Annotated in this window: 21 protein-coding genes; 8 read left to right on the top strand and 13 right to left on the bottom strand. The window is 72.3% G+C overall.

The window, feature by feature from the left end; translation table 11 throughout:
* Positions 1–11: 11 nt before the first annotated feature.
* Positions 12–995: an asparaginase gene (locus QQ657_RS17840; protein ID WP_284743276.1), complete on the top strand. Its 984-nt coding sequence runs from the start codon at positions 12–14 to the stop codon at positions 993–995.
* Positions 996–1000: 5 nt separating this feature from the next.
* Here the strand turns inward: QQ657_RS17840 and QQ657_RS17835 are convergent, their stop codons facing one another.
* From QQ657_RS17835 to QQ657_RS17825, 3 genes are all read right to left on the bottom strand, one after another.
* Positions 1001–1480: a cysteine dioxygenase gene (locus QQ657_RS17835; protein WP_284743275.1), complete on the bottom strand. Its 480-nt coding sequence runs from the start codon at positions 1478–1480 to the stop codon at positions 1001–1003.
* A 189-nt stretch (positions 1481–1669) separates the two neighbouring features.
* The gene (locus QQ657_RS17830) at positions 1670–2686 is read right to left on the bottom strand and encodes an NAD(P)H-dependent glycerol-3-phosphate dehydrogenase (protein WP_284743274.1); all 1017 of its coding nucleotides are present in this window, start codon (positions 2684–2686) and stop codon (positions 1670–1672) included.
* Positions 2686–3405, bottom strand: a complete 720-nt coding sequence (locus QQ657_RS17825; RefSeq protein ID WP_284743273.1) for a lysophospholipid acyltransferase family protein — start codon at positions 3403–3405, stop codon at positions 2686–2688. The genes QQ657_RS17830 and QQ657_RS17825 overlap by 1 nt, the downstream gene beginning before the upstream one ends.
* Positions 3406–3836: 431 nt before the next feature.
* Here QQ657_RS17825 and cofC point away from each other — a divergent pair, with 431 nt between their 5' ends.
* The 3 genes from cofC to QQ657_RS17810 are packed head-to-tail and all read left to right on the top strand — an operon-like array spanning position 3837 to position 7813.
* Positions 3837–4484: a 2-phospho-L-lactate guanylyltransferase gene (cofC, locus tag QQ657_RS17820; protein WP_284743272.1), complete on the top strand. Its 648-nt coding sequence runs from the start codon at positions 3837–3839 to the stop codon at positions 4482–4484.
* Between the two features lie 6 nt (positions 4485–4490).
* On the top strand, positions 4491–6863 hold the full coding sequence (locus QQ657_RS17815) for an RNA degradosome polyphosphate kinase (protein WP_284743271.1): 2373 nt from the start codon (positions 4491–4493) through the stop codon (positions 6861–6863).
* Complete coding sequence (locus QQ657_RS17810; protein ID WP_284743270.1) at positions 6860–7813, top strand: NUDIX hydrolase; 954 nt, start codon at positions 6860–6862, stop codon at positions 7811–7813. The genes QQ657_RS17815 and QQ657_RS17810 overlap by 4 nt, the downstream gene beginning before the upstream one ends.
* A 79-nt stretch (positions 7814–7892) precedes the next feature.
* Here the strand turns inward: QQ657_RS17810 and QQ657_RS17805 are convergent, their stop codons facing one another.
* From QQ657_RS17805 to leuC, 4 genes are all read right to left on the bottom strand, one after another.
* A complete protein-coding gene (locus QQ657_RS17805; protein ID WP_284743269.1) occupies positions 7893–10733 on the bottom strand; it encodes an AfsR/SARP family transcriptional regulator in 2841 nt (946 codons plus the stop codon).
* A gap of 293 nt (positions 10734–11026) precedes the next feature.
* Entirely contained in the window at positions 11027–11713 is a 687-nt protein-coding gene (locus QQ657_RS17800; protein WP_284743268.1) for an HU family DNA-binding protein, read from the bottom strand.
* A 229-nt stretch (positions 11714–11942) separates the two neighbouring features.
* Entirely contained in the window at positions 11943–12545 is a 603-nt protein-coding gene (gene leuD / locus QQ657_RS17795; RefSeq protein ID WP_284743267.1) for a 3-isopropylmalate dehydratase small subunit, read from the bottom strand.
* Positions 12546–12566: 21 nt separating this feature from the next.
* Entirely contained in the window at positions 12567–14000 is a 1434-nt protein-coding gene (leuC, locus tag QQ657_RS17790) for a 3-isopropylmalate dehydratase large subunit (RefSeq protein ID WP_284743266.1), read from the bottom strand.
* A 142-nt stretch (positions 14001–14142) separates the two neighbouring features.
* Here leuC and QQ657_RS17785 point away from each other — a divergent pair, with 142 nt between their 5' ends.
* Positions 14143–14844, top strand: a complete 702-nt coding sequence (locus tag QQ657_RS17785; RefSeq protein WP_051183801.1) for an IclR family transcriptional regulator — start codon at positions 14143–14145, stop codon at positions 14842–14844.
* A gap of 26 nt (positions 14845–14870) precedes the next feature.
* Here the strand turns inward: QQ657_RS17785 and QQ657_RS17780 are convergent, their stop codons facing one another.
* Positions 14871–15248 (bottom strand): nuclear transport factor 2-like protein, encoded by a 378-nt coding sequence (locus QQ657_RS17780; RefSeq protein WP_284743265.1) that lies wholly within the window; start codon positions 15246–15248, stop codon positions 14871–14873.
* A 37-nt stretch (positions 15249–15285) separates the two neighbouring features.
* Between QQ657_RS17780 and QQ657_RS17775 the strand changes: the two genes are divergently transcribed.
* Both QQ657_RS17775 and QQ657_RS17770 read left to right on the top strand, forming a co-directional pair.
* A complete protein-coding gene (locus QQ657_RS17775) occupies positions 15286–15537 on the top strand; it encodes a hypothetical protein (protein WP_284743264.1) in 252 nt (83 codons plus the stop codon).
* Between the two features lie 55 nt (positions 15538–15592).
* Positions 15593–16165, top strand: coding sequence for a hypothetical protein (locus QQ657_RS17770; RefSeq protein WP_284743263.1), 573 nt, complete (start codon positions 15593–15595; stop codon positions 16163–16165).
* Positions 16166–16239: 74 nt separating this feature from the next.
* Here QQ657_RS17770 and QQ657_RS17765 read toward each other — a convergent pair whose 3' ends face one another.
* Positions 16240–18303: a glycoside hydrolase family 3 C-terminal domain-containing protein gene (locus QQ657_RS17765; RefSeq protein ID WP_284743262.1), complete on the bottom strand. Its 2064-nt coding sequence runs from the start codon at positions 18301–18303 to the stop codon at positions 16240–16242.
* A gap of 162 nt (positions 18304–18465) precedes the next feature.
* Here QQ657_RS17765 and QQ657_RS17760 point away from each other — a divergent pair, with 162 nt between their 5' ends.
* Positions 18466–18933, top strand: coding sequence for a hypothetical protein (locus QQ657_RS17760; RefSeq protein WP_284743261.1), 468 nt, complete (start codon positions 18466–18468; stop codon positions 18931–18933).
* A 128-nt stretch (positions 18934–19061) separates the two neighbouring features.
* On the opposite strand, the gene QQ657_RS17755 is transcribed toward QQ657_RS17760, so the two are convergent.
* Genes QQ657_RS17755 through QQ657_RS17740 form a run of 4 tightly spaced genes read right to left on the bottom strand, consistent with a single transcriptional unit; the run spans position 19062 to position 26380 of the window.
* A complete protein-coding gene (locus QQ657_RS17755; protein ID WP_284743260.1) occupies positions 19062–20039 on the bottom strand; it encodes a hypothetical protein in 978 nt (325 codons plus the stop codon).
* Positions 20036–23440 carry an AAA family ATPase gene (locus QQ657_RS17750; protein WP_284743259.1) on the bottom strand — a complete coding sequence of 1135 codons (3405 nt, stop codon included), beginning with the start codon at positions 23438–23440 and terminating at the stop codon, positions 20036–20038. The genes QQ657_RS17755 and QQ657_RS17750 overlap by 4 nt, the downstream gene beginning before the upstream one ends.
* A 1-nt stretch (position 23441) precedes the next feature.
* Positions 23442–24602 (bottom strand): exonuclease SbcCD subunit D, encoded by a 1161-nt coding sequence (locus QQ657_RS17745; protein WP_284743258.1) that lies wholly within the window; start codon positions 24600–24602, stop codon positions 23442–23444.
* Between the two features lie 35 nt (positions 24603–24637).
* Positions 24638–26380 (bottom strand): ATP-binding protein, encoded by a 1743-nt coding sequence (locus tag QQ657_RS17740; RefSeq protein WP_284743257.1) that lies wholly within the window; start codon positions 26378–26380, stop codon positions 24638–24640.
* Positions 26381–26452: the final 72 nt, after the last annotated feature.

The raw sequence follows: 26452 nt of genomic DNA, 5'->3' as shown, positions 1-26452 counted from the left end.
AAGGTGACGGCATGGCACGTCCCCTGATCGCGGTCGCCACCCTGGGCGGCACCATCTCCATGGCTCCCGTCGGCGGCGAAGGCGGCGCCGTCCCGCGGCTCGGCGCCGCGGAACTGATCGGCGGGATCGGCGACCTGCCGATGGACGTGCTCGCCGAGACGCTGGCCGGGATCGGCAGCGCGTCGATGGACTTCGCGACGCTGCTGCGGTGCCGCGAATGGGGGCTGCGGCAGGACGCCGACGGGTTCGTCGTCGTCCAGGGCACCGACACCCTGGAGGAGACCGCTTACTTCCTGGAGCTGTGCTGGCCGTCGGAGATCCCGGTGGTCGTCACCGGGGCGATGCGCAACGCGGGCCTGCTCAGCCCGGACGGCCCGGCGAACCTGCGCACCGCCCTGACGGTCGCGGCCGATCCGCGCAGCCGCGGGCGGGGTGTGCTGGTGACGCTGAACGACGACGTCCACGCGGCGCGCTGGGTGCGGAAGGCGCATTCGAGCCACCTGGAGGCGTTCTCGTCGGCGCCCGCGGGTCCGCTCGGCATGGTCGTCGAAGGGGCGGTGCACTACTTCCACCCGTCGCCGCCGCGATTTCCCGCCTTGGCCGGGACGGACTTTTCGGGGCTGGTGCCGGTGGTCGAAGCCGGCTTGGACGACTCGGGCGCGGTGCTCTCGTACGCCGCTTCGCAGCCTGGAGTGCGCGGAGTCGTGCTGGCGGCGACGGGCGTGGGCCACGTTTCGGCGGGCACGGCCGACGTGGTGGCGCGGCTGGTGCCGTCGTTGCCGGTGGTCGTCGCTTCGCGGACGGGCGCGGGCCCGACGCTGCGGTCGACGTACGGCTTCCACGGGTCGGAGTCGAGCCTGATCGCGATGGGCGCGACGATGGCCGGCTGGCTGGACGTGCGCAAGTCCCGCATCCTGCTGCACATGCTGCTGGCGGGCGGCGCGGACCGGGCGGCGATCGAGCGCGAGTTCCGGGCCCGCGGCGACCTGGACTGAGTGGTTCAGTCCAGGACCGGGCCGCCCAGCGGGTCCAGGTGGTAGGAGCGCATCTCGCGCTCGGCGTCGCGGTAGACGTGGATCGAGATCGCCGGGTCCGGGCCGTCGTTGCGCACCTCGTGCACGTACCCCGGGCCGAACACCCGCGACTGCCCCGCCGAGAGCGCGTGCAGCTCGGTGATCGCGCGCCCACCCGGCGCGCGGCGGGCCACCGCCTCCGTCAGGTGCCCGCTGACCAGCGTGAACGCGCCGCTGGCGAACGCGTGGTCGTGCAGGTCGGTGCGCTGGCCGGGCAGCCAGCTCATCAGCCAGACCTCCTGCTGTCCGTCCTTCTCGACGAGCGTCGCGAAACGCTGGTCGGGGTCGTAGCGCAGCAGGTGCTTCCAGCGGTCGCGGTCGGCGGCGACCTCCAGCGCGACGCGCACCGGGTGGCGCAGCGCGGGGTTCTCGGGACGCAGCAGGGTGTTGTCCGGAACGGCGAACATGAGGGTCCTCACGGAAGAGAAAGGGGTGTCGAACTGGGCCGGGGCGGGGTTCACCGACAACAGCGACACGCGCACATGACGGCGCGAAGGCCGTGGCGGCCCCGCAGCTCAGTCATCTCGCACGCGAACATGGCGCTCAGCGTTCCCTACCGCCTCGACCCGGTCAAGACGTCCCACCTGCCGGGAGGCTCAGGACCACTCGTGCTTCTGCGAGCGGCCCAGCAGCTCCGCGCCGGCCTGCCGCGGGTCGACGCCTTCGTGGCAGACGCGGTGCATCGCGTCGGTGATCGGCATGTCGACACCGACGCTCAGGGCCAGTGCCCGGATCGACGAGCACGACATGACGCCCTCGGCGACCTGCCCACCGCCCGCGGCCTGCGCCTGTTCGAGGGTCTCGCCGCGGCCGAGGCGCTCGCCGAACGTCCGGTTGCGCGAAAGCGGCGACGAGCAGGTCGCGACCAGGTCGCCGACGCCGGCGAGCCCGGCGAACGTCAGCGGGTCGGCGCCCAGTTTCGCGCCGAGGCGGGCCATTTCGGCCAGGCCGCGGGTGATGAGCGTCGCCATCGTGTTGGTGCCGAGGCCGAGGCCCGCGGCCATCCCGGTGCTGAGCGCGATGACGTTCTTGCAGGCGCCGCCGAGCTCGCAGCCGACGACGTCGGTGTTGGTGTAGGGGCGGAAGTAGGAGTTCGCGCAGGCGCGCTGGATCGCGACGGCGCGTTCGTGGTCGGCGCAGGCGAGCACCGCCGCGGCCGGCTGCCCGGCGGCGATCTCCTTGGACAGGTTCGGCCCGGTGACGACGACGACGTCGCCGGGGTCGATCCCGACGATCTCGCCGATGACCTCGCTCATCCGCTTGAGCGTGCCGAGCTCGACGCCCTTGGCGAGGCTGACGAGGATCGCGTCGGGCGGCAGCAGGGGGCGCCACTCCGAGAGGTTCGCCCGCAGGCTTTGGCTGGGCACGCCCAGGACGACGGCCTGGGCTCCTTCGAGGGCTTTCACCGGGTCGGTCGTGGCGGTGATGTTCTCCGGCAGGCCGACACCGGGCAGGTAGGCGCTGTTGACGTGCCGCTCGCGGATGTCCTCGGCGACCTGCTCGCGGCGTGCCCACATGGTGACGTCGCGGCCGGCGTCGCCGAGCACCTTCGCGAAGGCGGTGCCCCAGGAGCCGGCCCCGAGCACGGTGACCCGCTGGACGTCGGCGCGCATCAGGCGGGGTCCCCCGGCTTGGCCGACGGCGGTTCCTCGTGCCGGATCTCGCCGAGCAGGCGGGTCACGTCGTCCATCATGACCTTGGTGACCTCCCGCAGCTTCGACGCGCTGCGCGCGCTGCCTTCGCGGTAGGCCGAGAGGTCGATCGGGTCGCCGACCTTGTGCGTGATGGTCTTGCGCGGGAACGGCTTGAACTTCTTGGTGTAGCCGTTGAAGAGCTCGCTGGTGCCCCAGCGCGCGATGGGGATCACGGGGACGTCGTTCTGCAGCGCGAGCCGCGCGGCGCCGGTGAAGGACTCCTTCGGCCAGCCGGCGGGGTCCTTGGTGATCGTGCCCTCGGGGTAGATGACGACGATCTTGCCCTCTTGCAGGGCCTGGTGCGCGGCCTTGAGGCTGTCCCCGGCGGCGGCCGAGCCGCGCGAAACCGGGATCTGCCCCGAGCCGACGAAGACCTTCCCGAAGACGGGGGTCCGGGTCAGGCTCTCCTTGCCGAGGAAGCGCGGAACCCGCTTCTGCCGGTGCACGAAGACGGCGTCGACGATGGGATCGAGGTGCGAAATGTGGTTCAGGACGAGCAGCGCAGGTCCCTGCCGCGGAACTTTTTCGTTCCCGGCGTAAACCCGCCGCGCGATGCCGGTGAGCGGGTAGAACACAGCGGCGGCCAACCCCACCCAGAAGCCGCCCTTCTCACGCCGGGCCACGATCTCCTCCTCCACGCGTCACGTCCGCCCCAGATCCTGCCGCGCCGGGGTGAGGGCAGTCCAGGGAGGGTGCCTTCGCCGAGGTCGAGGCGGTGATCAGCGGGGTGCCGGGGAGTCCGGGCGACAGGGTCTCGGCCAAGTCGCCCGGCCGGGTCCGCTGTCTTGAATGAGTCATTCAGGTCTTCGGAGGTCCTGAATGACTCATTCAAGACCTTCGAACCCGGTGGGTGGTCGTCCGGCGAGGTGAACGAGTCGTTCTTGCCATCGGGTCCCCAGCACAACCCGCCCTCCCTGGGGGCCACCCCGTCTCGAGCGTATCGGCGCCCACCGACACCACCCGGCCCCGAAACCACCCCACCCCCGCACTTGTCCACAACACCCGTCGCCTGTGGACAACCCGCCCCTCCTGCCGACACCCACCCGCCGTTTCGGGTAAAGATGGACGGGTGGACGTGGACCTGGTCGTGCCGATGAAACACCCCCGCGACGGCAAGTCGCGGCTGCGTGGCGCCGTCGAAGCCGAACGCCACCCCGGCCTCGTCCTCGCCCTCGCCGCCGACACCCTCGCCGCCGTCACCTCGGGTGCGCACGTCCGGCGGGTCCTGCTCGTCGCCGCCGATCCCGGGGCCGTCGCCGAACTCGCCGAGCTCGGCGTCGAAATCGTCGCCGAACCCGCCGAGAAAACCCTCAACGCCGCCTTCCGCCACGGCGCGGAACTCCTCCGGAGAGACGACCCCCGGGCGATCGTCGGCGCCCTGCAAGCCGACCTCCCCGCCCTGCGCGCCGGCGACCTGGCCGATGCCCTCGCCGAAGCAGCCGGAAACCGCGCCTTCGTCGCCGATCGCCAGGGCACCGGCACCACCCTCCTGCTGTCGGCCCCCGGCGCGCCCCTCGACCCGCGCTTCGGCCCGGGCTCCGCGCGCGAGCACACCGCCTCCGGGGCCGTTCCGCTGAAAAACCCGCTCCCGAGCCTGCGCAGCGACGTCGACACCCCGGATGACCTCGCCCACGTGCGCGCGCTGGGTGTCGGGAAACACACCGCACAGCTGTTCATCCGACCTTCACCGCGGCCGGAGCAAATCCGCCGTGCTTAGTGAAGAATGGGGGCCGTGAGCACAGACGACGGCAGCACGCCCGCACCGCGGAGGCGACGGAACCCGGCAAGCGGATCTTCGGAATCGGCGAAGAAGACCACCGCGGCCAAACCGGTGGCGGCGAAGAAGGTCCCGTCGAAGTCCACCGCGCGCGACACCGCCGCCCGTGCCACCGCCGGGAAGGCCAGAGTCCGCAAGAGCACGCCCGCCACGTCGACGACCCGGCGCCGCAGCGCCGCGCAGGGCAACGCACGCGGCGCCGAGGAGTTCCGCGCCGTCCCGTCGGCGCCGCCCGCGGTCACCACCGCCCCGGCCGCCACCGAGACCCTGCCGGACGACCGGTACTTCAACCGCGAGCTCTCGTGGCAGGACTTCAACGCCCGCGTGCTCGCGCTGGCCGAGGACGAGTCGCAGCCGCTGCTCGAACGGACGAAGTTCCTCGCGATCTTCGCGTCCAATCTGGACGAGTTCTACATGGTCCGCGTCGCCGGCCTGAAGCGCCGCGACGAGACCGGCCTCCTGGTGCGCAGCGCGGACGGGCTCACCCCGCGCGAGCAGCTCGACTACATCGCCAAGCGCAACCAGGACCTGGTCGAGCGGCAGACCGGCGCGTTCGAGAAGCACCTGCGCCCGCAGCTGGCCGAGCACGACATCCTGATCGTCGGCTGGGCCGACCTCTCCGGCGCCGACCAGCTCCGGCTGTCCAGCTACTTCTCCGAGCAGATCTTCCCGGTGCTGACGCCGCTGGCCGTCGACCCGGCGCACCCGTTCCCGTACATTTCGGGCCTTTCGCTCAACCTCGCGGTCACGGTCCGCGACCCGGAGGGCGGCACCGAGCGCTTCGCCCGGGTGAAGGTGCCGAGCAACGTCCAGCGCCTGATGCGCGTCGAGACCGAGCGGACCAGCCGGACGGCGACGTTCCTGCCCCTCGAAGAGCTCATCGCCGCGCACCTCGGCGAGCTGTTCACCGGGATGGACGTCACCGAGCACCACGTCTTCCGCGTCACCCGCAACGCCGACTTCGAGGTCGACGAAGACCGCGACGAAGACCTCCTGCAGGCCCTCGAGCGCGAGCTGGCGCAGCGCCGGTTCGGCCCGCCGGTGCGCCTCGAGGTCGCGCAGGACATGAGCGAGCACATGCTCGAGCTGCTGCTGCGCGAGCTGGACGTCGACCCGGCCGACGTCGTCGAGGTGCCCGGCCTGCTCGACCTGACCTGCCTGCACCAGCTGTCCGGTGTGGACCGCAAGGAGCTGAAGGACCGGCCGTTCGTGCCGGCGACGCACCCCGCGTTCGGCGAGCGCGAGACGCCGAAGAGCGTCTTCGCGACGCTGCGCGAGGGCGACGTGCTGGTGCACCACCCGTACGACTCGTTCTCCACGAGCGTGCAGCGGTTCATCGAGCAGGCGGCGGCCGACTCGAAGGTCCTCGCGATCAAGCAGACGCTGTACCGGACGTCGGGTGACTCCCCGATCGTCGACGCGCTGATCGACGCGGCGGAGGCGGGCAAGCAGGTCGTCGCGCTGGTCGAGATCAAGGCGCGGTTCGACGAGCAGGCGAACATCACCTGGGCGCGGACGCTGGAGCGCGCGGGCGTGCACGTCGTGTACGGCCTGGTCGGGCTGAAGACGCACTGCAAGGTGTCGATGATCGTGCGCCAGGAGGGCTCGACCATCCGCCGCTACTGCCACATCGGCACCGGCAACTACAACCCGAAGACCGCGCGGCTCTACGAGGACATCGGCCTGTTCACCGCCGACCCGAGCATCGGCGCGGACGTCACCGACCTGTTCAACGTGCTGACCGGCTACTCCCGCCAGGACACCTACCGGACGATCCTGACGTCGCCGCACGGCATCCGCCGCGGCATCGTGCGCGCGATCGGCGAAGAGATCGAGCTGGCGCGCGCCGGGCAGAACGCCGGCATCCGGATCAAGTGCAACTCGCTGGTCGACGAGCAGGTCATCGACGCGCTCTACCACGCGTCGCAGGCCGGGGTGCCGGTCGAGATCGTGGTGCGCGGGATCTGCACGCTGAAGCCCGGCGTCGAAGGGCTTTCCGAGAACATCCACGTCCGGTCGATCCTGGGCCGGTTCCTGGAGCACTCGCGGGTCTTCCACTTCCGCGCCGGCGGCACGCACTGGATCGGCAGCGCGGACATGATGCACCGCAACCTGGACCGGCGGATCGAGGCGCTGGTGCGCGTCAAGGACCCGAAGCTGACCGGGCAGCTCGATGACATCTTCAACTCGGCGCTCGATCCGGCGACGCGGTGCTGGGTGCTGACCGCGAGCGGCGAGTGGTCGCCGTTCCCGGCCGACGGCTCGCGGGTGCGCGATCACCAGCTGGAGCTGGCGAAGCTGCACGGGGCCGCCGGATGACCCAGGAGGTACGGGCGGCCGGCGCGGTGCTGTGGCGCGGTGCCGGCAAGGCGGCCGAAGTCGCCCTGGTGCACCGCCCGCGGTACGGCGACTGGTCGTTGCCGAAGGGAAAGCTCGACCCCGGCGAGGCGACCGCCGAAGCCGCCGTACGGGAAGTGAAGGAAGAGACCGGGTTCGACGCGGTCCTGGGCCGCTACCTGGCCCGGACGGAGTACCGGGTGCCCGCGCGCACCGGCTCCGGCACGGTCCCGAAGACGGTCGACTACTTCAGCGCCGAAGCCGTGTCCGGCGAGTTCGCCGCGAACGACGAGGTCGACGAGCTGCGCTGGCTCGACCCGACGGCGGCGGAGAGACTGCTGACACGCCAGGAGGACGTGCGGGTGCTGCGCGCGTTCTGCGAGGTGCCGGCAGGCCTGACGACGCTGGTGCTGGTGCGGCACGCGAAGGCGGGCAAGCGCGACGACTGGACCGGCGACGACGACCTCCGGCCGCTGTCGGAAGCGGGGGTGCGGCAGGCCTCGGCGTTGCGGCGGGTGCTGGCGCTGTACGGACCGGACCGGGTGCTCTCGGCACCGCGGCTGCGCTGCGTGCAGACGGTGCACGGGATCGCCGACGACCTCGGGCTCGAGGTGCGGCACGAGCCACTGCTGTCGGAAGACGGGTACTGGCCGGACCCGGTGCTGGGCGTCGCGCGGCTGCTGGCGGTGGCGGGCGACGGCGGGACGCCGGTGGTGTGCAGCCAGGGCGGCGTGATCCCGGACCTGATCAGCGCGCTGGCCGACCGCGACGGAGTGGAGCTCCAGGCGGCCCGAGGCGGCGTGGTGCCGAGCAAGAAGGGCTCGTTCTGGGTGCTGTCGTTCCGGGCACCGACGGCGGAGAAGGGCCCGGTCCTCCTGGCGGCCGACTACCACCCGAGCGCGTTGCCCACGCCGTCCCCGACCCGTTCCTGAGCCGCTCGCCCGTCCGGCGACAGTGCGGTGACAGTCGATCTTGGTGTACTGGGTCCGGGTCCCGCTGGGCTGCGCCGGGCTAGGGGTACGGCGCATCCCGGGCCGGGGGTCTGTCTGTCGGCACCGTCGCCAGCAGAGCCCGGATCTCCGGGATGCGGGGGTCGCCGAGGCGCTGGCAGACGGTCAGCGCCTCGGCCCAATGCTCCCGCGCCTCCTCGTCCCGGCCGGTGCGGAGCTTGAGGCGGCCGAGGGTGATCCGGACGTCGATCGTGCCGTACTCGGCGTTCAGCTCCTTCAGCTCGGTGAGCGCTTCCAGGCCCGCCTTCTCCGCCTCGTCCTGCCGGCCGGCCCCTTCGAGCGCTTCGGCGACGTTCCCCAGCGCCAGCGCCGCGTGGTAGCGGTCGCCCAAGTCGGCGAAGGCTTGGTGCGCGGCCTGCGCCGCTTCGGCGGCGTTGTCGTAGTTGCGCAGGCCGATGCGGCTCGCGCTGACGTTGAGGAGGGCGTGCGGCACGAACGTCCGCTGGCCGTGGTCGCGCGCGAGACGAACTGCCTGGAGGGCGTAGCGCTCGGCTTCCGCGTACTCGGCCCGGACGTAGTACGCGCCGGCGAGGTTGGACAGGATCGCGACCGCCAGCGCGGTTCCGTCGCCGGCTTCGGACGCCGCGCGCGCCTCTTCCAGGGCTTCGAGGGCCTTGTCGGGCTGGAGGGTGCGCAGGTAGGCCGACCCGAGGTTGTTGGCGCTGTACTGCAAGCCGGTGTTGTCGCCGGCTTCGCGGGTGGCGGCGACGGCCGTCCGGGCCGTCGTGATCCAGTCGTCGCGGTCGTGGCGTTCGGCGAAGAACCCGCGCAGCAGCCACGCGAGCTTCCAGGCGTGGGCGGTGAAGCCGTTTCCGGCCGCGACGCCGACGAGCGCGGTGAGGGCCGTGCGTTCGGTCGTGTACCAGGCGATCGTCTGTTCGTGCTGGGTGAACCGGATGGCGGGCACCGGCGCGGGGCCGAGCGTGATGTCGTCGGTGAGCAGGTCGGGGCGGACGAGCTTGGTCGCTTCGGCGACGCTCGCGAGGTACCAGTCGAGGAGCCGGCGCCGCGCGGCCGCGCGTTCGGCCGCCGTCGTCTCGGTTTCGACGAGCTCGGCCGCGTAGACGCGCAGGAGGTCGTGGAACTGGTAGCGGTCGGTGCTGGGCTGGTTGAGCAGGTGCGCGGCGGCGAGCTGGTCGGCGAGCTCGCGGGCCTCGCGCAGGTTCGCCCCGGCCAGCGCGGCGGCCGAAGACAGGCTGAAGCCGTGGCCGGGGTGCAGGCCCAGCAGCCGGAAGAAGCGCGCGGCGGCCGGCCGCAACGCCTTGTACGACCACGAGAACGCGGCGCGCAGGTCGGTGCCGGCGTCCTGCGGGTCGCGCAGGGTGTCGAGCCGCAGGCGCTGGTCGCGCAGCTCTTCGACGATCCCCGCGAGCGAGACGCCGGAAAACCGCGACGCGCGTTCCCCGGCCAGCGCCAGCGCGAGCGGGAGCCGGCCGCAGAGCTGGACGAGCTCGGCGACGGCGGCGGGTTCGGCGGCGAGACGCTGCGGTCCGACGCTGCCGGCGAGCAGCGCGGTGGCGTCCTGGTCGTCGAAGGAGCGCAAGGTGATCCGGCGGGCGCCGTCGCGGGCGACGACGCCGCGCAGCTGGTTGCGGCTGGTCACGACGACGAGGTTGCCGGGGCCGGGCAGGAGCGGCCGGACCTGGTCGGCGTCGCGGGCGTTGTCGAGCAGCATGAGCGTGCGGCTGCCGGCCAGCCGGCTGCGCAGGAGCGCCGAACGTTCCTCCACTGTGGAAGGCAGCGTCTCGGCCGGCTCGCCGAGGGCGCGGAGGAAGCCGGCCAGGGCGGCGTCCGGGGTGACGGGCGTGTCCGCGGAGTGGCCGCGCAGGTCGAGGAACAGCTGACCGCCGGGAAAGCGGTCGCGGACGCGGTGCGACCAGTGCACGGCCAGCGACGTCTTCCCGACGCCCGCCGTCCCTTCGATGACGACGATGCCGGACGCGCCGCCGGGCGGGAGGCGGTCGAGTTCGGCGAGTTCGGGGCCGCGGCCGGTGAACCCGGCGACGTCGAAGGGCAGCTGCCGCGGCACCGTGTGAACGGCGGGTTCGGTGTCGGCGGTGAGCAGTTCGGCGTGCAGGCGGCGCAGGTCCTCCCCGGGCTCGACGCCCAGCTCGTCGGCCAGCAACGAGCGAAGCCCGGCGTAGCGGGCCAGCGCCTCGGCGCGGCGGCCGGACCGGGCCAGGACGCGCACCAGCCGTTCCCACAACGATTCCCGCAGCGGGTGCTGGGCGACGAGGTCGGTGAGCTCGGCGACGAGCCGGGCGTCGGGGACGAGCCCGGCGTCGAGGTCGATGCGCTGCTCCACGGCGAAGAGGTACCGCTCGGTCAGCAGCGGCCCCCATTCCGCGGCGAGCGCGGGAGAACCGACACCTTCGAGCGGCACGCCACCCCAGGCGGCGAGCGCGGCGGTGAGCAGGCCGCGGCGGCGGGTGGGTTCGGTCGCTGCGGCGGCCTGGTCGAGGGTGCGGAGGAAACGCAGGGCGTCCACCCGGGACGGGTCGACGACCAGCCGGTACCCGTCCGGTTCGGTGACGACGGTTTCTTCGCCGCACAGCCGGCGCAGCCGCATGACGTAGGTCTGCAGGCTGCCGCGGATGTGCGCGGGTGGCTCTTCGCCCCAGACGCCGCGCGCGAGCGCGTCGATCGACACCAGGCGTCCCGCGGACAAGGCCAGCGTCGCGAGCAGCGCACGCTGCCGGGAACTGGTCAGCACGACCGGCGAGCCGCCGACGAGCGCCTGGAACGGGCCGAGCAGCCGGATGTCGATGGTGGTCGCCCCCAGGGTTCGCGCGCGCCGCAGGGCACCCGCCGGACGCGGACCCCGAGGAACGCAGCGTGGCATCACTCGGCCGGGCGCTCAAGCAACTTTGCGAAATTGGGCGGAACCGGTCCCGGGGCGGCCGGGTGCTCCGAGCGGGTGGTGCACGGGTCCCGTTCGGACGGCGGATCTTGGCAGCGGGTAACGCGGACGCACCCGAGGAGCCCGCCCGCGTTCCCCTGCCGGCTCCGGAAACGCGGCAGGGCCCCGCGCAGCACACGCGGGGCCCTGGCCGGAAAGTCACGCGCCCCCAGAGGTACCCCCCAAGGGGTCCCCCGGATTTCACGTTACCGCAGGGGTACGACAGTTTCGGGTGGTCAGCTCTTCTTCGCGGCCGTGGTCCGCCGGGCGGGAGCCTTGGCGGCCGTGGTCCTCCGGGCCGTCGTGGTCTTCGCCGCCGCCGGTTTCCGGGCCGTGGTCGCCTTCGCCGCCGTCGCCGGCTTCGCGGCCGTCGTCTTCGCCGCCGTCGACCTGGCCGCGGCCGGCTTCGCCGCCGCGGTCTTCGGGGCCGCCTTCGCCCGCGTCGTGGTCGTCTTCGGGGCTGCCTTCGCCGCCGTCGCGCGCGTTGCCGTAGCCGGTTTCGCCGCCGTCGCGCGGGTCCGCGTGGCCGTCGCACGAGCCGCCGCCGGCTTCGCCGCCGCCGCGCGGGATGTCGTCGCCCGCGTCGTCGTGGGTGCGCGGGTGCCCGCGGCCGCGCGCTTGACCGGTGCTGCCTTGGCCAGCTTCTTCGCGCCGGAAATGACGTCCTTGAAGGTGGTCCCGGCGCGGAACGCCGGCACGTTGGTCTTCTTGACCCGCACGGCCTCACCGGTGCGCGGGTTCCGGGCCGTCCGCGCCGCGCGAGCCCGCTTCTCGAACACCCCGAAGCCGGTGATGTTGACCTTTTCGCCCTTGTTGACCGTCCGGATGATGATGTCGACCAGACCGTCGACCGCCTCGGAAGCGGCCTTCTTGTCGCCCAGGCGCTCCGTCAGCGCCTCGATCAGCTGGGCCTTGTTGGCCATACCAGTCCTCCAAGAAGGAAGTACTCGTCCACGGCCGCGCAGGGCCGACTAGCGACACGGTATTACCAAGGCAGCACAAATTCCAGACGGGACGCGGAATCCTTCCCTTGCCCGAGGGCGGGTTCCGCCTCCCGGAGCGGCCCTCGAGGGAACCGCAGGAGGTCCGTTCGATGAGGTACGAAAAAGGCGGAATCCCTTTGTACAAAAGGGATTCCGCCTCCGTCGAAGACTAGCTCGCGGCGACCGGCGTGGTCGTCGGCTTCCAGGACGGGCGGGCCGCCTCGTAACCGTCGATCTCACCGGCATGGCGCAACGTCAGAGCGATGTCGTCGAGGCCTTCGAGCAGCCGCCAGCGGACGTAGTCGTCGATCTGGAAGGGCGCGGTGAAGTCCTTGGCGCGCACGGTCTTGGTCTCGAGGTCGACCGTGACCTCGGTGCCGGGCTCGTTTTCGAGCAGCTTCCAGAGCAGTTCGACGTCGTGCTGCTCGCACTGCGCGGCCACCAGGCCGCCCTTGCCGGAGTTGCCGCGGAAGATGTCGGCGAACCGGGCGGAGATGACGGCCCGGAAGCCGTAGTCCTTCAGCGCCCAGACGGCGTGCTCGCGGGACGAGCCGGTGCCGAAGTCCGGGCCCGCGACCAGCACGCTGCCGCTCTTGAACGGCTCGGTGTTGAGGATGAAGTCCTGGTCACCGCGCCAGGCGGCGAACAGGCCGTCCTCGAAGCCGGTCCGGGTCACCCGCTTGAGGTAGACCGCCGGGATGATCTGGTCGGTGTCCACGTTGGACCGGCGCAGCGGGACGCCGATGCCGGTGTGCTGGGTGAACGGTTCCATGGTGGGAGCTCCTCGGGTGGGTCAGCGGGCGGCGGTCAGCAGGTCTTCCGGCGACGACAGCGTGCCGCGCACGGCCGTCGCGGCGGCGACCAGCGGCGAGACCAGGTGCGTCCGGCCGCCCTTGCCCTGCCGGCCCTCGAAGTTGCGGTTCGACGTCGACGCGCTGCGCTCGCCCGGTTTCAGCTGGTCCGGGTTCATGCCCAGGCACATCGAGCAGCCTGCCTGGCGCCACTCGGCGCCCGCGGCGGTGAAGACCTCGTCGAGGCCCTCCTCCTCGGCGGCCTTGCGGACGCGCATGGAGCCGGGAACCACCAGCATGCGGACCGAGTCCGCCACTTTCCGCCCGCGCAGTACCTCGGCCGCGGCCCGCAGGTCCTCGATCCGGCCGTTGGTGCAGGAGCCGAGGAAGACGGTGTCGACCGAGATCTCCCGCAGCGGCGTCCCGGGCTTCAGGTCCATATAGGACAGGGCCTTTTCAGCGGCGATGCGGTCGTTCTCGTCCGGGATCTGCTCCGGGTCGGGCACGTCGGCGCCCAGCGGGAGGCCCTGGCCGGGGTTGGTGCCCCAGGTCACGAACGGCGTCAGCGCGCTCGCGTCGAGGTGCACCTCGGCGTCGAACTCCGCGCCGTCGTCGGTGCGCAGCTGCCGCCAGTTTTCGACGGCCGTGTCCCAGTCGGCGCCCTTCGGCGCGTGCGGACGGCCCTTGAGGTAGGCGAACGTCGTCTCGTCCGGGGCGATCATCCCGGCACGGGCGCCGGCCTCGATCGACATGTTGCAGACGGTCATCCGGGCTTCCATCGACAGGGCCTCGATGGCCTTGCCGCGGTACTCGAGGATGTAGCCCTGCCCGCCGCCGGTGCCGATCTTGGCGATCACCGCGAGGATGATGTCCTTCGCCGTGACGCCGGGGCGCAGCTCGCCGTCGACCGTGATCGCCATCGTCTTGAACCGCTGCAGCGGCAGCGTCTGGGTGGCCATGACGTGCTCGACCTCGGACGTGCCGATGCCGAAGGCGATGCCGCCGAACGCGCCGTGGGTGGAGGTGTGGCTGTCGCCGCAGACCACGGTCATCCCGGGCTGGGTCAGGCCGAGCTGCGGGCCGATGACGTGCACGATGCCCTGCTCGGCGTCCCCCATCGGGTGCAGCCGGACCCCGAACTCCTTGCAGTTGCGGCGAAGGGTGTCGACCTGCGTGCGCGAGACCGGATCGGCGATGGGGAGCTCGATGTCGACGGTCGGGACGTTGTGGTCCTCGGTCGCGATGGTGAGGTCGGGGCGGCGCAGCGGCCGCCCGGCCAGGCGGAGGCCGTCGAAGGCCTGCGGGCTGGTCACTTCGTGCAGCAGGTGGAGGTCGATGTAGAGCAGGTCCGGTTCGGCGCCTTCCCCTCGGCGCACGAGGTGGCTTTCCCACACCTTCTCCGCGAGTGTGCGGGCCTTGCCGGTCGAGCTGGTCATCTCCGGCTCCTTCCACGGTTCGACGTCGGAACTCGGGCGCGCACCGCGGGGGCGAATGCGAGCCGCGAAGGAGGGGCGCAGCTCGAGTTCAGGGTTTCCCAGATACTGGACTTCCCAAAGTGCGGGACGCTAGTATCGGTTCGTGGGACAGCATAGCGGTATCGGAGTACTGGACAAAGCAGTGGCCGTTCTGCAGGCGGTCGCGGACGACCCCTGCGGCCTGGCGGAACTGTGCACGCGGACGGGCCTGCCCCGGGCCACCGCGCACCGGCTCGCGGTCGGGCTCGAGGTGCACCGGCTGCTGCGCCGGGGACCCGACGGCCGCTGGCGTCCCGGTACGGCGCTGGCCGAACTGGCGGGTGGTTCGACGGACCCGCTGCTCGACGCGGCCGGCGTGGTGCTGCCGAAGCTGCGGGACGTCACGGGCGAAAGCGTGCAGCTCTACCGCCGCGACGGCGTGCAGCGCGTGTGCGTCGCGACGGCGGAACCGCCGAGTGGCCTGCGCGACACGGTTCCGGTGGGCTCGCGGCTGCCGATGACGGCGGGCTCGGGCGCGAAGGTGCTGGCGGCGTGGGCGGATCCGCACACGCAGCGCACGATCCTGGCGGACGCGGTCTTCGGCGAGCGGACGCTGCTGGAGGTGCGCCGCCGCGGCTGGGCGCAGAGCGTGGCCGAGCGCGAGCCGGGTGTGGCGAGCATTTCCGCGCCGGTGCGCGATTCGGCGGGCACGGTCGTGGCGGCCGTGTCGGTGTCGGGCCCGATCGAGCGCATCGGCCGCAAACCGGGCGCCCGCTGGGCGGCGGACCTGCTCGCGGCGGCGGATGCGTTGCAGGAACGCCTGTAACTCCCGCCCCAGGAGTCACAATGGTTTCAGGCCTGGCCCGTTTCGAAGCGCGCCACCTTGCCGTCGCGAACCGTGAACGCCCACCGGGTCCGCATCGCGCCCCAAGTGGAGTTCGAGTAGTTCGCGACAAAGCCGCGACCGTCGTCCTCGGCCGTCTCCACCTCGAGGTGGCCCTGGCTGGAGAAGATCTCCTTCTCGGTCCATGCCGTCAGGTCGCGGTCCGTGCCGTCGTCCGACATCGTCGCATCCGGGGTGAGCGCCGCCCGGAACGCTGTGCGGTCGCCCGCGTTCAGCGCGTCGATGAATGCGCGCACCGCCGGGTCGCCGATCGAATCCGTCATGGGGTCATGGTGCACCGTTCGGGGGAACCTCGCGAAAGCTGCGTATTCGGTGACGGCGGTCACGTCTCCTTCAGGACAGCACCACGGAGGGGGAACGGACATGGTGAACAGACGAGCGCTGGCGATGCTCAGGGCCGTCGGCGCGGGGCGGGCCGAACTGACCTGCAGCTGCGAGCCGGACCTGCGGGTCGACGGGCTGGCGTGCTGCGACCAGGCGACGTCGCACGAGCTGGTGCGGGCGGGGCTGATCCGGCCGGCCCGGGGGCCGGTCGTGGCCGTCGGGCAGTGGACGCGGGCGGAGCTGACCGACGACGGCAGGCTCGCGCTGGGCGAGACGCTCACCGCGGCCTGAGGCAACCACCGGGCCGCCTCACGCGTGTATCCGCAAAGCGTCGCGAGGGGAAGCCATGAAGATCGTCACGGGACTGCTCGGCGCCTGCCTGCTGCTGACCGCGTGCTCGCAGCCGCGCCCGTCCGCGCCACCGACCGTGACGGTGACGGCCCCGCTCACCACGGCATCGGCCGTCGACCCGGCGACGCTCGCTTGGATGGACGGCTTCTGCGCCGCCGTCCACGGCTACCGGACGCGCACCAACGAAGAAGCGGCGCCGGGGACGTCCGTGCCGAAGTCGGTCGCGGAAGCGCAGAAGGGGTTGAGCGAGCAGCTGGGCGGCATCGCGGACCGCGCGGGCGAAGCCGTCGACAGGCTGGCGGCGCTGCCGCCGGCCCCGGTTCCGCTGGCCGAGACGGTCCGGAAGGCATTCGCCGGGAAGTACGCGACGGCCCGCGACCGCGCCCGCGACGCGAAGACGGCGCTGGACCGCGCGCAGCCGGGCGACGTGGCGTCGCAGGATCCGGCGATGAAGGCGGTGCAGCAGGCTCAGCAGGACGTCGACGGCACGTACGACCCGGTCGAGCCGCTGGCGAAGTCGCCGGAGCTGCTCACCGCGGCGGCGAGCGCCCCGGGCTGCAAGATCTGACCGACGCCGGTCGTGAGTGGGAAACAGTGTTCTAACCCTGTTTCCCACTCACGACCAGCCGCGGCAGACCGGCCTCAGCGGCGCGTGAGGGGCGCCTGCAGCGGCAGCGAGCGCGACGAGTCGCCCACCTGCACCGTGAACCCGCCCTTCACCGGCTGCCAAGCGTGGCTGCCGGTGTCCCACACCGAAAAGTCGCGCGCGTCCAGCTCGATCGTCACCCGGCGGGCCTGCCCCGGCGCCAGCTCCACCCGCGAGAACCCCTTCAGCTGCCGCGGCGGTTCGCCCGCGGCCGCCGGGAAGCCCAGGTACAGCTGCGCCACCTCGGCGCCCACCCGCTTGCCCGTGTTCCGGACCGTGAACGTCGCCGTCGCGCCGTGGCCGGTGTTGTGCACCGAGAGGCCGGAGAACGCGAACGTCGTGTACGACAGGCCGTACCCGAACGGGAACAGCGGCGTGCGGCCCTGCGCGTCGAACCACCGGTAGCCGACCTGCAGCCCTTCCGAGTACTCGGCGACGCCGTTCACGCCCGGGAACTGCGCCGCGGTGTTCGCCGGGGTGTCGGCGTCCGCCGCGGGGAACGTGATCGGCAGCTTCGCCGACGGGTTGACGTCCCCGAACAGCACGCCCGCCACCGCGGCGCCGTCCTGCTGGCCCGGGTACCACGCCTGCAGGATCGCCGGCACCGACGACGCCCACGGCATCAGCACCGGGCCGCCGCTCTTCACCACGACCACCGTGTGCGGGTTCGCCGCCGCGACCGCCGCCACCAGGGCGTCCTGGTTGCCGTCGAGGGCCAGGGTCGACCGATCCTTGCCCTCGGCCTCGTTGTCGCCGACCATCACCACGGCGACGTCGGAAGTCCCCGCCAGCGCAGCCGCGCGGGCCGGGTCGCTGCCGTCGTCGAGGGTCACCGCGGCGCCCGGAACCCGCTGCCGGAGCCCGGGCAACGGGTCCACTGTGGACGTCGGGATGACGGCTGAACTGCCGCCGCCGCCGGTCTTGGCCTTCGTCGCGAACGGCCCGATCAGGGCGATCGACTTCACCGCACGGTCGTCGAGCGGCAGCTGAGCGTGCTCGTTGCGCAGCAGCACCATGCCGCGTTCGGCGAACTGCTTCGCGGCGGCGTCGTGCTGCGCGGCCGGCAGCGGGGTGAGCACCGGCGGGTGGTCGAACTGCCCGAACGCGAACATGGTGCGGAACCGCGGCAGCAGCAGCTCGCCGACGCGCTGTTCGCTCACCTGCCCGGCGAGCACGGCCTGCTTCAGCTTCTCGCCGTACCAGGTGCCGTCGATCATTTCGAGGTTCATGCCGGCGTTCGCCGACCCGACGGTGCTGTGCGCGGCACCCCAGTCGGACTGGACGAACCCCTTGAACCCCCAGTCGTCGCGCAGCTTGTCCTGCAGCAGCGCCGGGTTCTCGCACGTGAAGACGCCGTTGATCTTCGGGTAGGCGCACATCACCGAGCCCGCGCGGCCTTCGGTGACGGCCTGCTCGAAGTGCGGCAGGTAGAGCTCGTTGAGGGTGCGCTCGTCGATGTGCTCGTCGATGCTCTGGCGCTGGGTCTCCTGGTTGTTCGCCGCGTAGTGCTTGACCTCGGCGATGGTCCCGTTCTCCTGGATGCCGCGGATGTCGGCGGCGCCGAGGTCCCCGACGAGCACGGGGTCCTCCCCCATCCCCTCGAACGTGCGGCCGTTGCGCGGGACGCGGGCGATGTTGATGTCGGGGCCTTCGGACACGTTGTGCGCGAGGGCGCGGGTTTCGTCGCCGATGAGGCGGCCGTAGCGGCGCGCGAGATCGGTGTCGAAGGTCGACGCCAGCGCCATCGTGGCCGGCAGCGCGGTCGCCGGTTTCTGCGGTTTGTCGTCGGCGGGGCCCATGCCTGCCGGGCCGTTGGCGATCCGGAAGCCGGGTACGCCCAGGCGCGGGATCGGCGGCACGAACCGCTGGTGCTCGGCGTCGGGCTGCAGGTGCAGCTGGGAGATCTTCTCGTCGAGCGTCATCGCGGCGACGAGCTCCGCGGCCCGGCGGTCGGGTGACTGGCGGGCGTCGCGCCAGGGCTGCGCGTCCGCCGACGCCGTGACCGGCGCCGCCAGTGACAACCCCAGTACCGCGGCAAGAACGAGCCGGCCGTTGCGCATCGAGTCTCCCTTGACACCGAACGGGATCAACGGCGGACAAGCTAACGCATACGTGACCATGAAACATAGACTCGATAGTCGTTCACGTACTTGAACATTTCCGGGGCTCAACCGTTTTCGCGGCTCAAGCGTGGAGAGGAGATGAGGGAGAGGGGATCGGTCATGCTGAAGAAAACACTGATCGGACTAATGGCCGCGGGGGCGGCGACACTCGCACTGGCGGCACCGGCCGACGCGGACCAAGCCGTGGTGTGGTCGCTGACCCAGCAGGTCGAGCCGGGCGGGCAGATCCAGGCGGTCGTGTTCGCGGAGTGGGAGGTGGGCTGCACGCCGAGCGGACCGGTCACCTCCAGGGGCTTCACCGCACCGCTGCGGTGGACCGAGGGTGGGAACTGGGGCCGGCACGCCGGGTACACGACGGCGGTCCAGCAGCCCGGCAAGTACCTGGCCGCGTTTCCGTGCACCGACGGCCGGACGGCCACCGGTTCCTTCACCGTCACGGGCACGCCGCCGATCAGCACGGCCAAGCCGAAGCCGACGTCGCCGTCGAAGGCGGCCAAGCCGGCGAAGCCGCAGGTCACGGTGAAGCCGGCGGGTGCACCGCAGACGGGGGACGGCTCGCCGAGCTGACCCTCCACAAAGGATACCCCGGGGCGGGCGCGGGTCCCCAGGCCCGCCGTCCCGGGGCCGCCCACCCCCAGAGGGCGGATTCCGGCCCGGCGGGCGGTCCACGCCCTCCGGGCCGGTCTAAGTGAACCTCAGCGGGCCGCGGCCCGCCTCAGCGCCCGGTACACGAACTGCTGGTCCCCCAGCCGATGCCGCAGGTCACGCTCCAGCCCCGCGATCGGATAGAGGTTCTGCGGCGCCCGCGAGTCCTTGTATTCCACCGACGCGAACCGGCCCAGCACCGACTGCGTCAGGTTCGCCAGCTCGGCCACCTCCGCACGCCCGAGATGGGGCGCCGCCTCCACCCGCACCACGCCCGACCACGGGGGCCCGCCCACCGACGGCAGCCGCAGGTACCAGGAATGCCGGACCCACGTCGTGCCCATCAGGAACACCGGCGTGCGCTGGTGCGGGCCCAGCCGGCCGACCATCGCGTTGAGCTCGCCCGGCAGGTACGTCGTCTGGTGGCTCTTGATGAACCCCACCGCCCGCGGCAGGTGCGTGCGGCCGCTCAACGGCCCGTCCACCACGAGCAGGTCACTGCGGACGTGGCCGGCGATCGCCCGGCGCGCCTCGCCCGCCGTGTCCAGCTCGGCCTCGGCCAGCTGCTCCTGCAACGCCGACGACAGCACGACCGCCAGCGGCTTGTCCTCCTTGGCCGCGGAGCGGAACGCCTGGTAGACCCCCGCCGAGGTGGGGATGTCACCGGCCTCCGAAGCCACCGTGAACACCCCGCGCCGGACGTCGGTCGCGACGACGTGGGCCCGGCCCGCACAGCAGCACACCACCCCGGCCGCGTACGACGCGCAGAGCCCGATGGACGCCGAGTTCATCCCGGCCGGGTCGTCGATCCAGACGCGGGCGTCGATCCGGCGGACGCCGTCGACGAACAGCACCGCCTCGGGCGGCGACACCGGTGACGGGTCGATCGGCGCCCATTCTTCCGTGGGCACCTCGACCTCGAGCTCGACCTCGGCGCCCGACCGCGCCAGCTCCTCGGCCTCCATCGAGCTGCCGTAGCCCGGGTCCCAGGAGTCGATGCTGAAGTTCATCCCGGCCACCGCCGTCATGCGCCCTCCCTGCTGATGTGCGAGCCGGAGCCGTCGCGGGTGACCTGGAACCGCACCGGCACGCGCTCGGCGAGCGCCGGCACGTGCGTGATCACCCCGACCATCCGGGAGCCGGTGGCCGACAAGTTCTCCAAAGTGGACGCCACGACGTCGAGGGTGGCCTCGTCCAGCGTCCCGAAGCCCTCGTCGAGGAAGATCGACTCGAGCTTGGTCGCGCCGTCCGCCGCCATCGCCCCGAGCTGGGAAGACAGCGCGAGGGCCAGCGAAAGCGACGCCTGGAACGTCTCTCCGCCGGACAGCGTCTTGACCGGGCGGCGGGCGTCGGCCTCGTTGTGGTCCACCACCAGGAAGTCGCCCTTGTCGTGGGTCAGCTCGAACTGGCCGCCGGACAGCTCCAGCAGCGACGCGGACGCCTCGGCGACGAGCGTGTCGAGCGCCCCGGCGATCAGCCAGCGCGGGAACTTGTCCGAGCGCAGGAGATCCGCGAGCAGCCGCGCGACCTGCGCTTCGGACTCCGCGGCCGCGATGTCGCCGTGCAGGCCCGCCACGCGGGCCACGCGCCGCTTCATCTCCGTGTGGTCGCCCTCGGCGCGCGCCCGGGCCGCGGCGACGGCCACCGGGACGCGGTCGCGCACCGCGCCGGTTTCGTCCAGGGAAACCCCGAGCGCGGTGACTTCGTCGACGACCGCGCGTTCGGCCACCCGCAACGCTTCGGCGGCTTCGCCCTCGGCGGTCGTGGCGGCGGCCAGCCGGTCGCGGTGCCGGTTCGCCTGCCCGGCCGCCCAGTCCGTGAGCGCGGCCCAAGCACCGAGGAGACTCTCGCCGTCGATCGGCGGAGCGCCGAGGCCGACCAACGGGTCGCGCGCCCGGGACAGCCGCTGGCGTTCGGCGTCGACCTGGTCGGCGATCCGAGCCTGGGCTTCCGCGGCTTGTTTCGCGGCCGCACGGGCGGTCCGCAATTCCGCGTCAGCCGTCTTCGCGGCTTGTTCGAGTTCGGCGACCTTCGCGAGTTGCCCGGCGACCACCTCGGCGGACGGCGCGCCGTCCAGGGTCTCGATCAGTTCGCCGTGCCGGCGCCGGGTGTTCGCCCACTCGGTGCTCGCGGACTGTTCGGCGAGCGCCGCCTCGGAAGCCCGCTTCCGCCGCTGCTCGGCGTTCCGCTCGGCGGAGGCGAGGTCGTCCGCCGCGACGACGGCTTCCTTGCCCGCGGCTTCGGCGGCCGCTTCGAGCGCGGCCAGCGCCGTCCGCCGATCCTCGAGCATCGCTGCCGCCCAGGCGGTGAGCCGCTGCCAGCCCGCCGGGACGTCGTCGCTGTCGATGGCCGGCGCACCCAGCTCCACCAGCGGATCCCGCGCCGCGCGCAACGCCTCCCGCGCCGCCGCGAACGACTTTTCGACGACGTCGGCCTCGTTCTGCGCCGCCGCGCGCTCGGCGCGAGCCGCCGCCAGTTCCTTGTCGGCGGCGTGCGCGACTTCGGCGACACGGGTGCGGCCGTCGATCGTCGCCGACAGCCACTCACCCCGCGCGCGCACCGCCGCGACGAGATCCGCGTAGTCCTGCTCGGAAAAAGCAGCCTCGACCGGGCGCAGCAGCACCGGCGACTCCGGCGGGCCGTCGACACCCGCGAGCACGACACGCAGTTCTTCCGCCTGCGCGGCCGCGGACACGGCCGAGTCGGCGTCGCGGTCCGCGGCCCGTTCCAGCTTGCGCAGCGCGGACTCGGCGGCGGCGCGGCCGGATTCGGCGGCGGCGAGCCGTTCCCCCGCCTCGGCCAGGTGGGCGTGGCCGCCCGCATCGGGCAGCGTCGCGACTTCCTGCTCGCAGACCGGGCACGGGTGCCCGACGGCGAGCCCGGCACGCAGGCTCAGCGCCTGCCCGGCCCGCTCGGCTTCGGTCACCGCCGTCTTCGCCGCGGTGACTTCGGTGTCGGCGCGGGCGAAGGCGGTTCGCGCCGCTTCGAGTTCTTTCCGGCGAGCGGCCTGCTCGGGCGCCGCCTTCCGCTGGGCTTCGCAGACCGCGTAGAGCGTCCTCGCGTCGGACCGGGCCGCGGCGAGCGGCGCGACGTCCGGCTGCGCGGCCAGTTCCGCGCGCGCTTCGGCGTCGGCGGTCTCGGCGCCCCGCAGCCGGGCGTCGGCGTCCGCCGTGCGCTTCGCCACCCGCGCCGCCTCTTTCGACAGGTCTCCCAGCTCGGCCGGCGGCCGCAGCCCGGCCAGCCGATCGCGCTGCTGGCGGGCACGCGCCGCTTCGGCAGCGGCGTTCTCGGCGGCGCGTGCGGTCGCGTCCCGGGTTTCCCGGGCCGCATCGACCGCGGACACGGCCTCGGTGACCGCCGTGGCGGCAGCCGTTTTCGCCGTCGCCGCCGCGGTCGCCGCTTCTTCGCGGCGCGGGAGGGCCTGCTCGACCTCGGCGAGTTCGGTGCGAGCGGCGCGGATCCGTTCCAGCTCGCCGCGGGCGGGCGCGGCGGCGAGGGCGGCCCGCGCGGCTTCGTCCGCCGTTTCGGCCTGCTCCAGCCCGGTTCGCGCCGTGGTGGCCGCGTCCACCGCGGCCTGACGCCGGGTTTCGAGGTCTTCGACGCCGTCCGGACGCTCGAGCGCGTCGAGGACGCCCAGCTCTTTCGTCAGCGACGCGACGAGCTGACGGGCTTCGTCGTGGACACGGGTGGCGTCGGACAAACCCGGCAGGGCCGCGCTCACCCGCGCGTCGAGGTCCGCGAGTGCCGTCATCCGCCCGGAAAGCTCTTCGACGGCCTCTTCGGTCGCGTCGGCGTAGCTGCCGAGCTGTTCGGCGAGGACGGCGGCGCGCTGCTTCTGCTGCTCCGCCGTGACGCCGGCGCGGCGGCCGATGCGTTCGTAGACCTCCAGGCCCAGCAGCTTGATGAGGATCTTCTGCCGGTCGGCGGCCTTGGCGTGCAGGAACTCCGCGAAGGCGCCCTGGGGCAGCGCCACGCAGGTGCAGAAGTGCTTGAACGTCAACCCGAGCAGCCGCTCGACGGCCGGGGTGACCTCGGAGTCCGCGGCGACCGGGTCGGCGTCGTCCTCCGCGCCGCCCAGCGCGGTGGGGTCGGCGAGCCGTTCCAGGCGGACGTTCTTCACGCTGACCGTGGGTTTCTTCCCGCCGCTGCGCCGGACTTCCCGCACGACGTGGTAGCGCACGCCGCCGGCGTCGAACACCAGCCGCACGGTGGCCCGGTTCGCCGTCGGGGCGAGCGCGGGCGCGACGAGCCCTTCGTGGTCCCAGCGCGCGACGGAGCCGTAGAGGGCGAAGGTGAGTGCGTCGATGACCGTGCTCTTGCCGGCGCCGGTCGGCCCGACGAGCGCGAAGTAGTCCGTGTCCTCGAAGCTGACTTCGGTCTTGTCGCGGAACGACGCGAAGCCGGTCATCTCCAGCAGCACAGGCCGCATGTCACACCCCGCTCGTCTCTTCGTCGTGCAGCCGCGCGAAGAGCGACTGGACGCGCTTGTCCTCGACAGTCCGTTCTTCGCAGTAGGACGCGAACAGCTCCCCCGGCGAACGGTCCGCGATCGCGCGGTCGCCGCCCGCCGTCGTCACCGGTGCGGCGAACTCCGGGTCGATGCGGATTTCCAGGGCGTTGGGCAGGGCTTCCTGGATCTCTTCGCGCAGCCCGGCCCTGGTCGCTTCGCGGACGTACACGCGAAGGTAGTCCTCGCCGAACTCCGCCGCGCGGCCGACGAGTTCCACCACCGTGCCGTGGACGGTCCGCAGCCGCCGTCCCGCCGTCATCGGGATTTCCGTGATCTTCGCCGGCGTCGTCGGCGTGACCTCCACGGCCAGGACCACGCTCTTGTTGTCCTGCTCGCCGAAGTCCACGGCGAACGGTGAGCCGCTGTAGTGCACCGGGCAGGCGGCGGGCAGGGACTGGCGCCGGTGCAGGTGGCCGAGGGCGACGTAGTGCGGGTCGGCGCCGAAGGCCGTCGCGGGCACGTGGTACTCGAAGATCGACTGCGCGGCGCGCTCGCCGCCGCCCATCGTCCCGCCGGTCACCGTCAGGTGCGCCATGACGAGGTTCACCGCACCGGCCGAGAAACCGGACTTGAGGTGCTCCAGGATGTCGCGCACGCGCTGGTCGTACTCGCCGACGTTGTCCGCCGGGGTCCCGGCGAGCAGCTCGGCGGCGCGGACCGCGTAGCGCTGGGAAAGGAAGGGCAGCACGGCCACGTTGACGCGCTCGCCGGTCGAACGCGCGTCGAACGACACGACTCCGCCGTCCGCCACCGGCCGCGGGTTCCCGGTGAGGTGGATGCCCGCTTTCCGCAGGAGTGGCCGGTACGCCTCGAACGTCGCCGCGTGGTCGTGGTTCCCGGCGATGGCGATGACCTCGGCGCCGGTGTCGCGCAACGCCATCAGCGCCTGGACCACGAGCTCCTGCGCGGCGGCCGACGGCGCCGACGTCTCGTAGAGGTCGCCCGCGACGAGGATCGCGTCGAAGGCCTGCTCCCGCGCGATCCGGACGATCTCGCCGAGCACGGCGCGCTGCTCGTCCAGGCGGTTGCGGCCCTTGAGCGTCTTGCCGACGTGCCAGTCGGAGGTGTGCAGGAACTTCACGCGGCGTCCTTCCGTTCAGGTGACGGGCAGCGGGCTCAGAACGGCGGCGGGTCGTCGCCGAACGGGTCGCCGCTCCCCGACGGCAAACCGGCGAAAGGATCGGACTTCTTCGACGACACCGTGGTCGTCGGCACCTTCCCGGCTTCGGAAAGCCGCGTGGCCCAGGCCGGGAACGGGAAGCCGACGGCGATCGGCACCGGGATCTCCGGCTGGCTCACGAACATCGTGCCGGGCGTGGCGAGCGTCGCGCGGACCCGCTGGCTGGCCGGGAGGAAGCCGTACTCGGGGCGCGAAGCCTCCGCGGCGTCGAGGCGGCCGACGATGCGCACCGAGCTGTTGCTGACGATCCGGCGCTCGACCTCGCTGGCGGTCTGCTGCGCGCCGATCAGGATGACGCCGAGGGAACGGCCGCGCTCGGCGATGTCCAGCAGCACCTCCTTGATGGGGCTGCTGCCTTCGCGCGGCGCGTACTTGTTCAGCTCGTCCAGCATGGTGAACAGGAGCCCGCCCGGGCCGGCGGCTTCCTTGCGCGCGGTCTCCGCGGAGAGCGTGACACCGACGACGAACCGCTGCGCGCGCTCGACGAGGTTGTGGATGTCCACGACGGTCACCTGCTGGTTTTCCGTCGACAGCTGACGCGCGGGGTGGTCGGTGAGGTCGCCGCGGATCAGGCCGTTGAGCGCGCGCTGGCTGGAGCGCAGGCGCCGGATGAACGCGTTGACCGTGCCCGCACCGGTGACCGCACCCGCCCAGCTCGCCCGGGTTTCCTCGTCGGTGACACGTTCGCAGATGACGTCGATGAGCTCGGCGTAGGTGCGGCAGAGCACGCCGTCGACGTTGGCGGCGCCGTCCTTGCCCGCGGGCGTGCTGTCGAGGCGCAGCCGGTTCGCGACCTGGTGGATGACCATCGTGTACTGGTTGCGCTCGTCCTCGGCGTCGGCGAAGACGTAGGGCAGCAGGTCCTTCGCGCAGAACTCCGCGATGGTCCACCAGAACGCCCCGACCCCCGAGGTCCGCCCGGTGACGTAAGGCTTCCCCGTGGTGTCCGACGGCGTCGGCGGCGCGTAGAAGCCGACGGAGGCGAAGGGCTCCGCGGGCAGGCCGAGCTTGGCGTACTCGGCCTTGAGCTTCTCGTCGAGGTGGATGTTGGGGGTGTCGAGGAACAGCAGGTCCTCGCCCTTGACCGAGAACACCAGGGCCTTGGCGTTGTGGGCGTTGGGCAGGGCGCCGCCGCGGAAGATCGAGTGCAGCAGGAACAACGCGAACGACGTCTTCGTGGCCACGCCGGAGACGCCGCTGATGCTGACGTGCGCACCGCGGGTGCCGTCGAGGAAGTCCATGTTGAGGAAGACGGGTTCGCCGTCCCGCCCCAGCCCGACCGCCACCTGGCGGGTCATGTTGTCGAAGTACAGCGCCTGCGCGCGATCCTCCCCCACGGCGCGCTGGACGACGGCTCCCGGCCGCGGCGGCACGTAGCACTCGGGCTCGACGCGGGTGGTCGCGATCTCGGCGATCTCCTGCACCTGCGCGGGCAGGACGCCGTCGGAGATCAGGAAGACGTCGCTGCCGAAGCTGGCGCCCTCGTGCCGCGCACTCACCTGCGTCACGACGCCGAAGGACGTGACTTCGCCCAGGCCGGGGAGTTCCCGGCGGGTGACGACGACGTCGTCGAGCTGCAGGTAGGCCTCGGGATCGATGGCCACGTGGAACTGCAGCGGCGTCGAGTCCTCGGTGCCGGCCACCCGGCCGACCACGGTGGTGAGCGTGTCCTGGTCCACGGTTCTCCCTGTCCGCCCGGCGCTTCCTCCGGCGGCAGACTAGCTCGCCGGACCGACAGTCCCGCGCCCAAC

The organism is Amycolatopsis ponsaeliensis, assembly GCF_030182635.1.
Lineage (GTDB): Bacteria > Actinomycetota > Actinomycetes > Mycobacteriales > Pseudonocardiaceae > Amycolatopsis > Amycolatopsis ponsaeliensis.
Note: the sequence above shows the minus strand (reverse complement) of the source record. Positions and strands in the feature narration are given on the sequence as shown.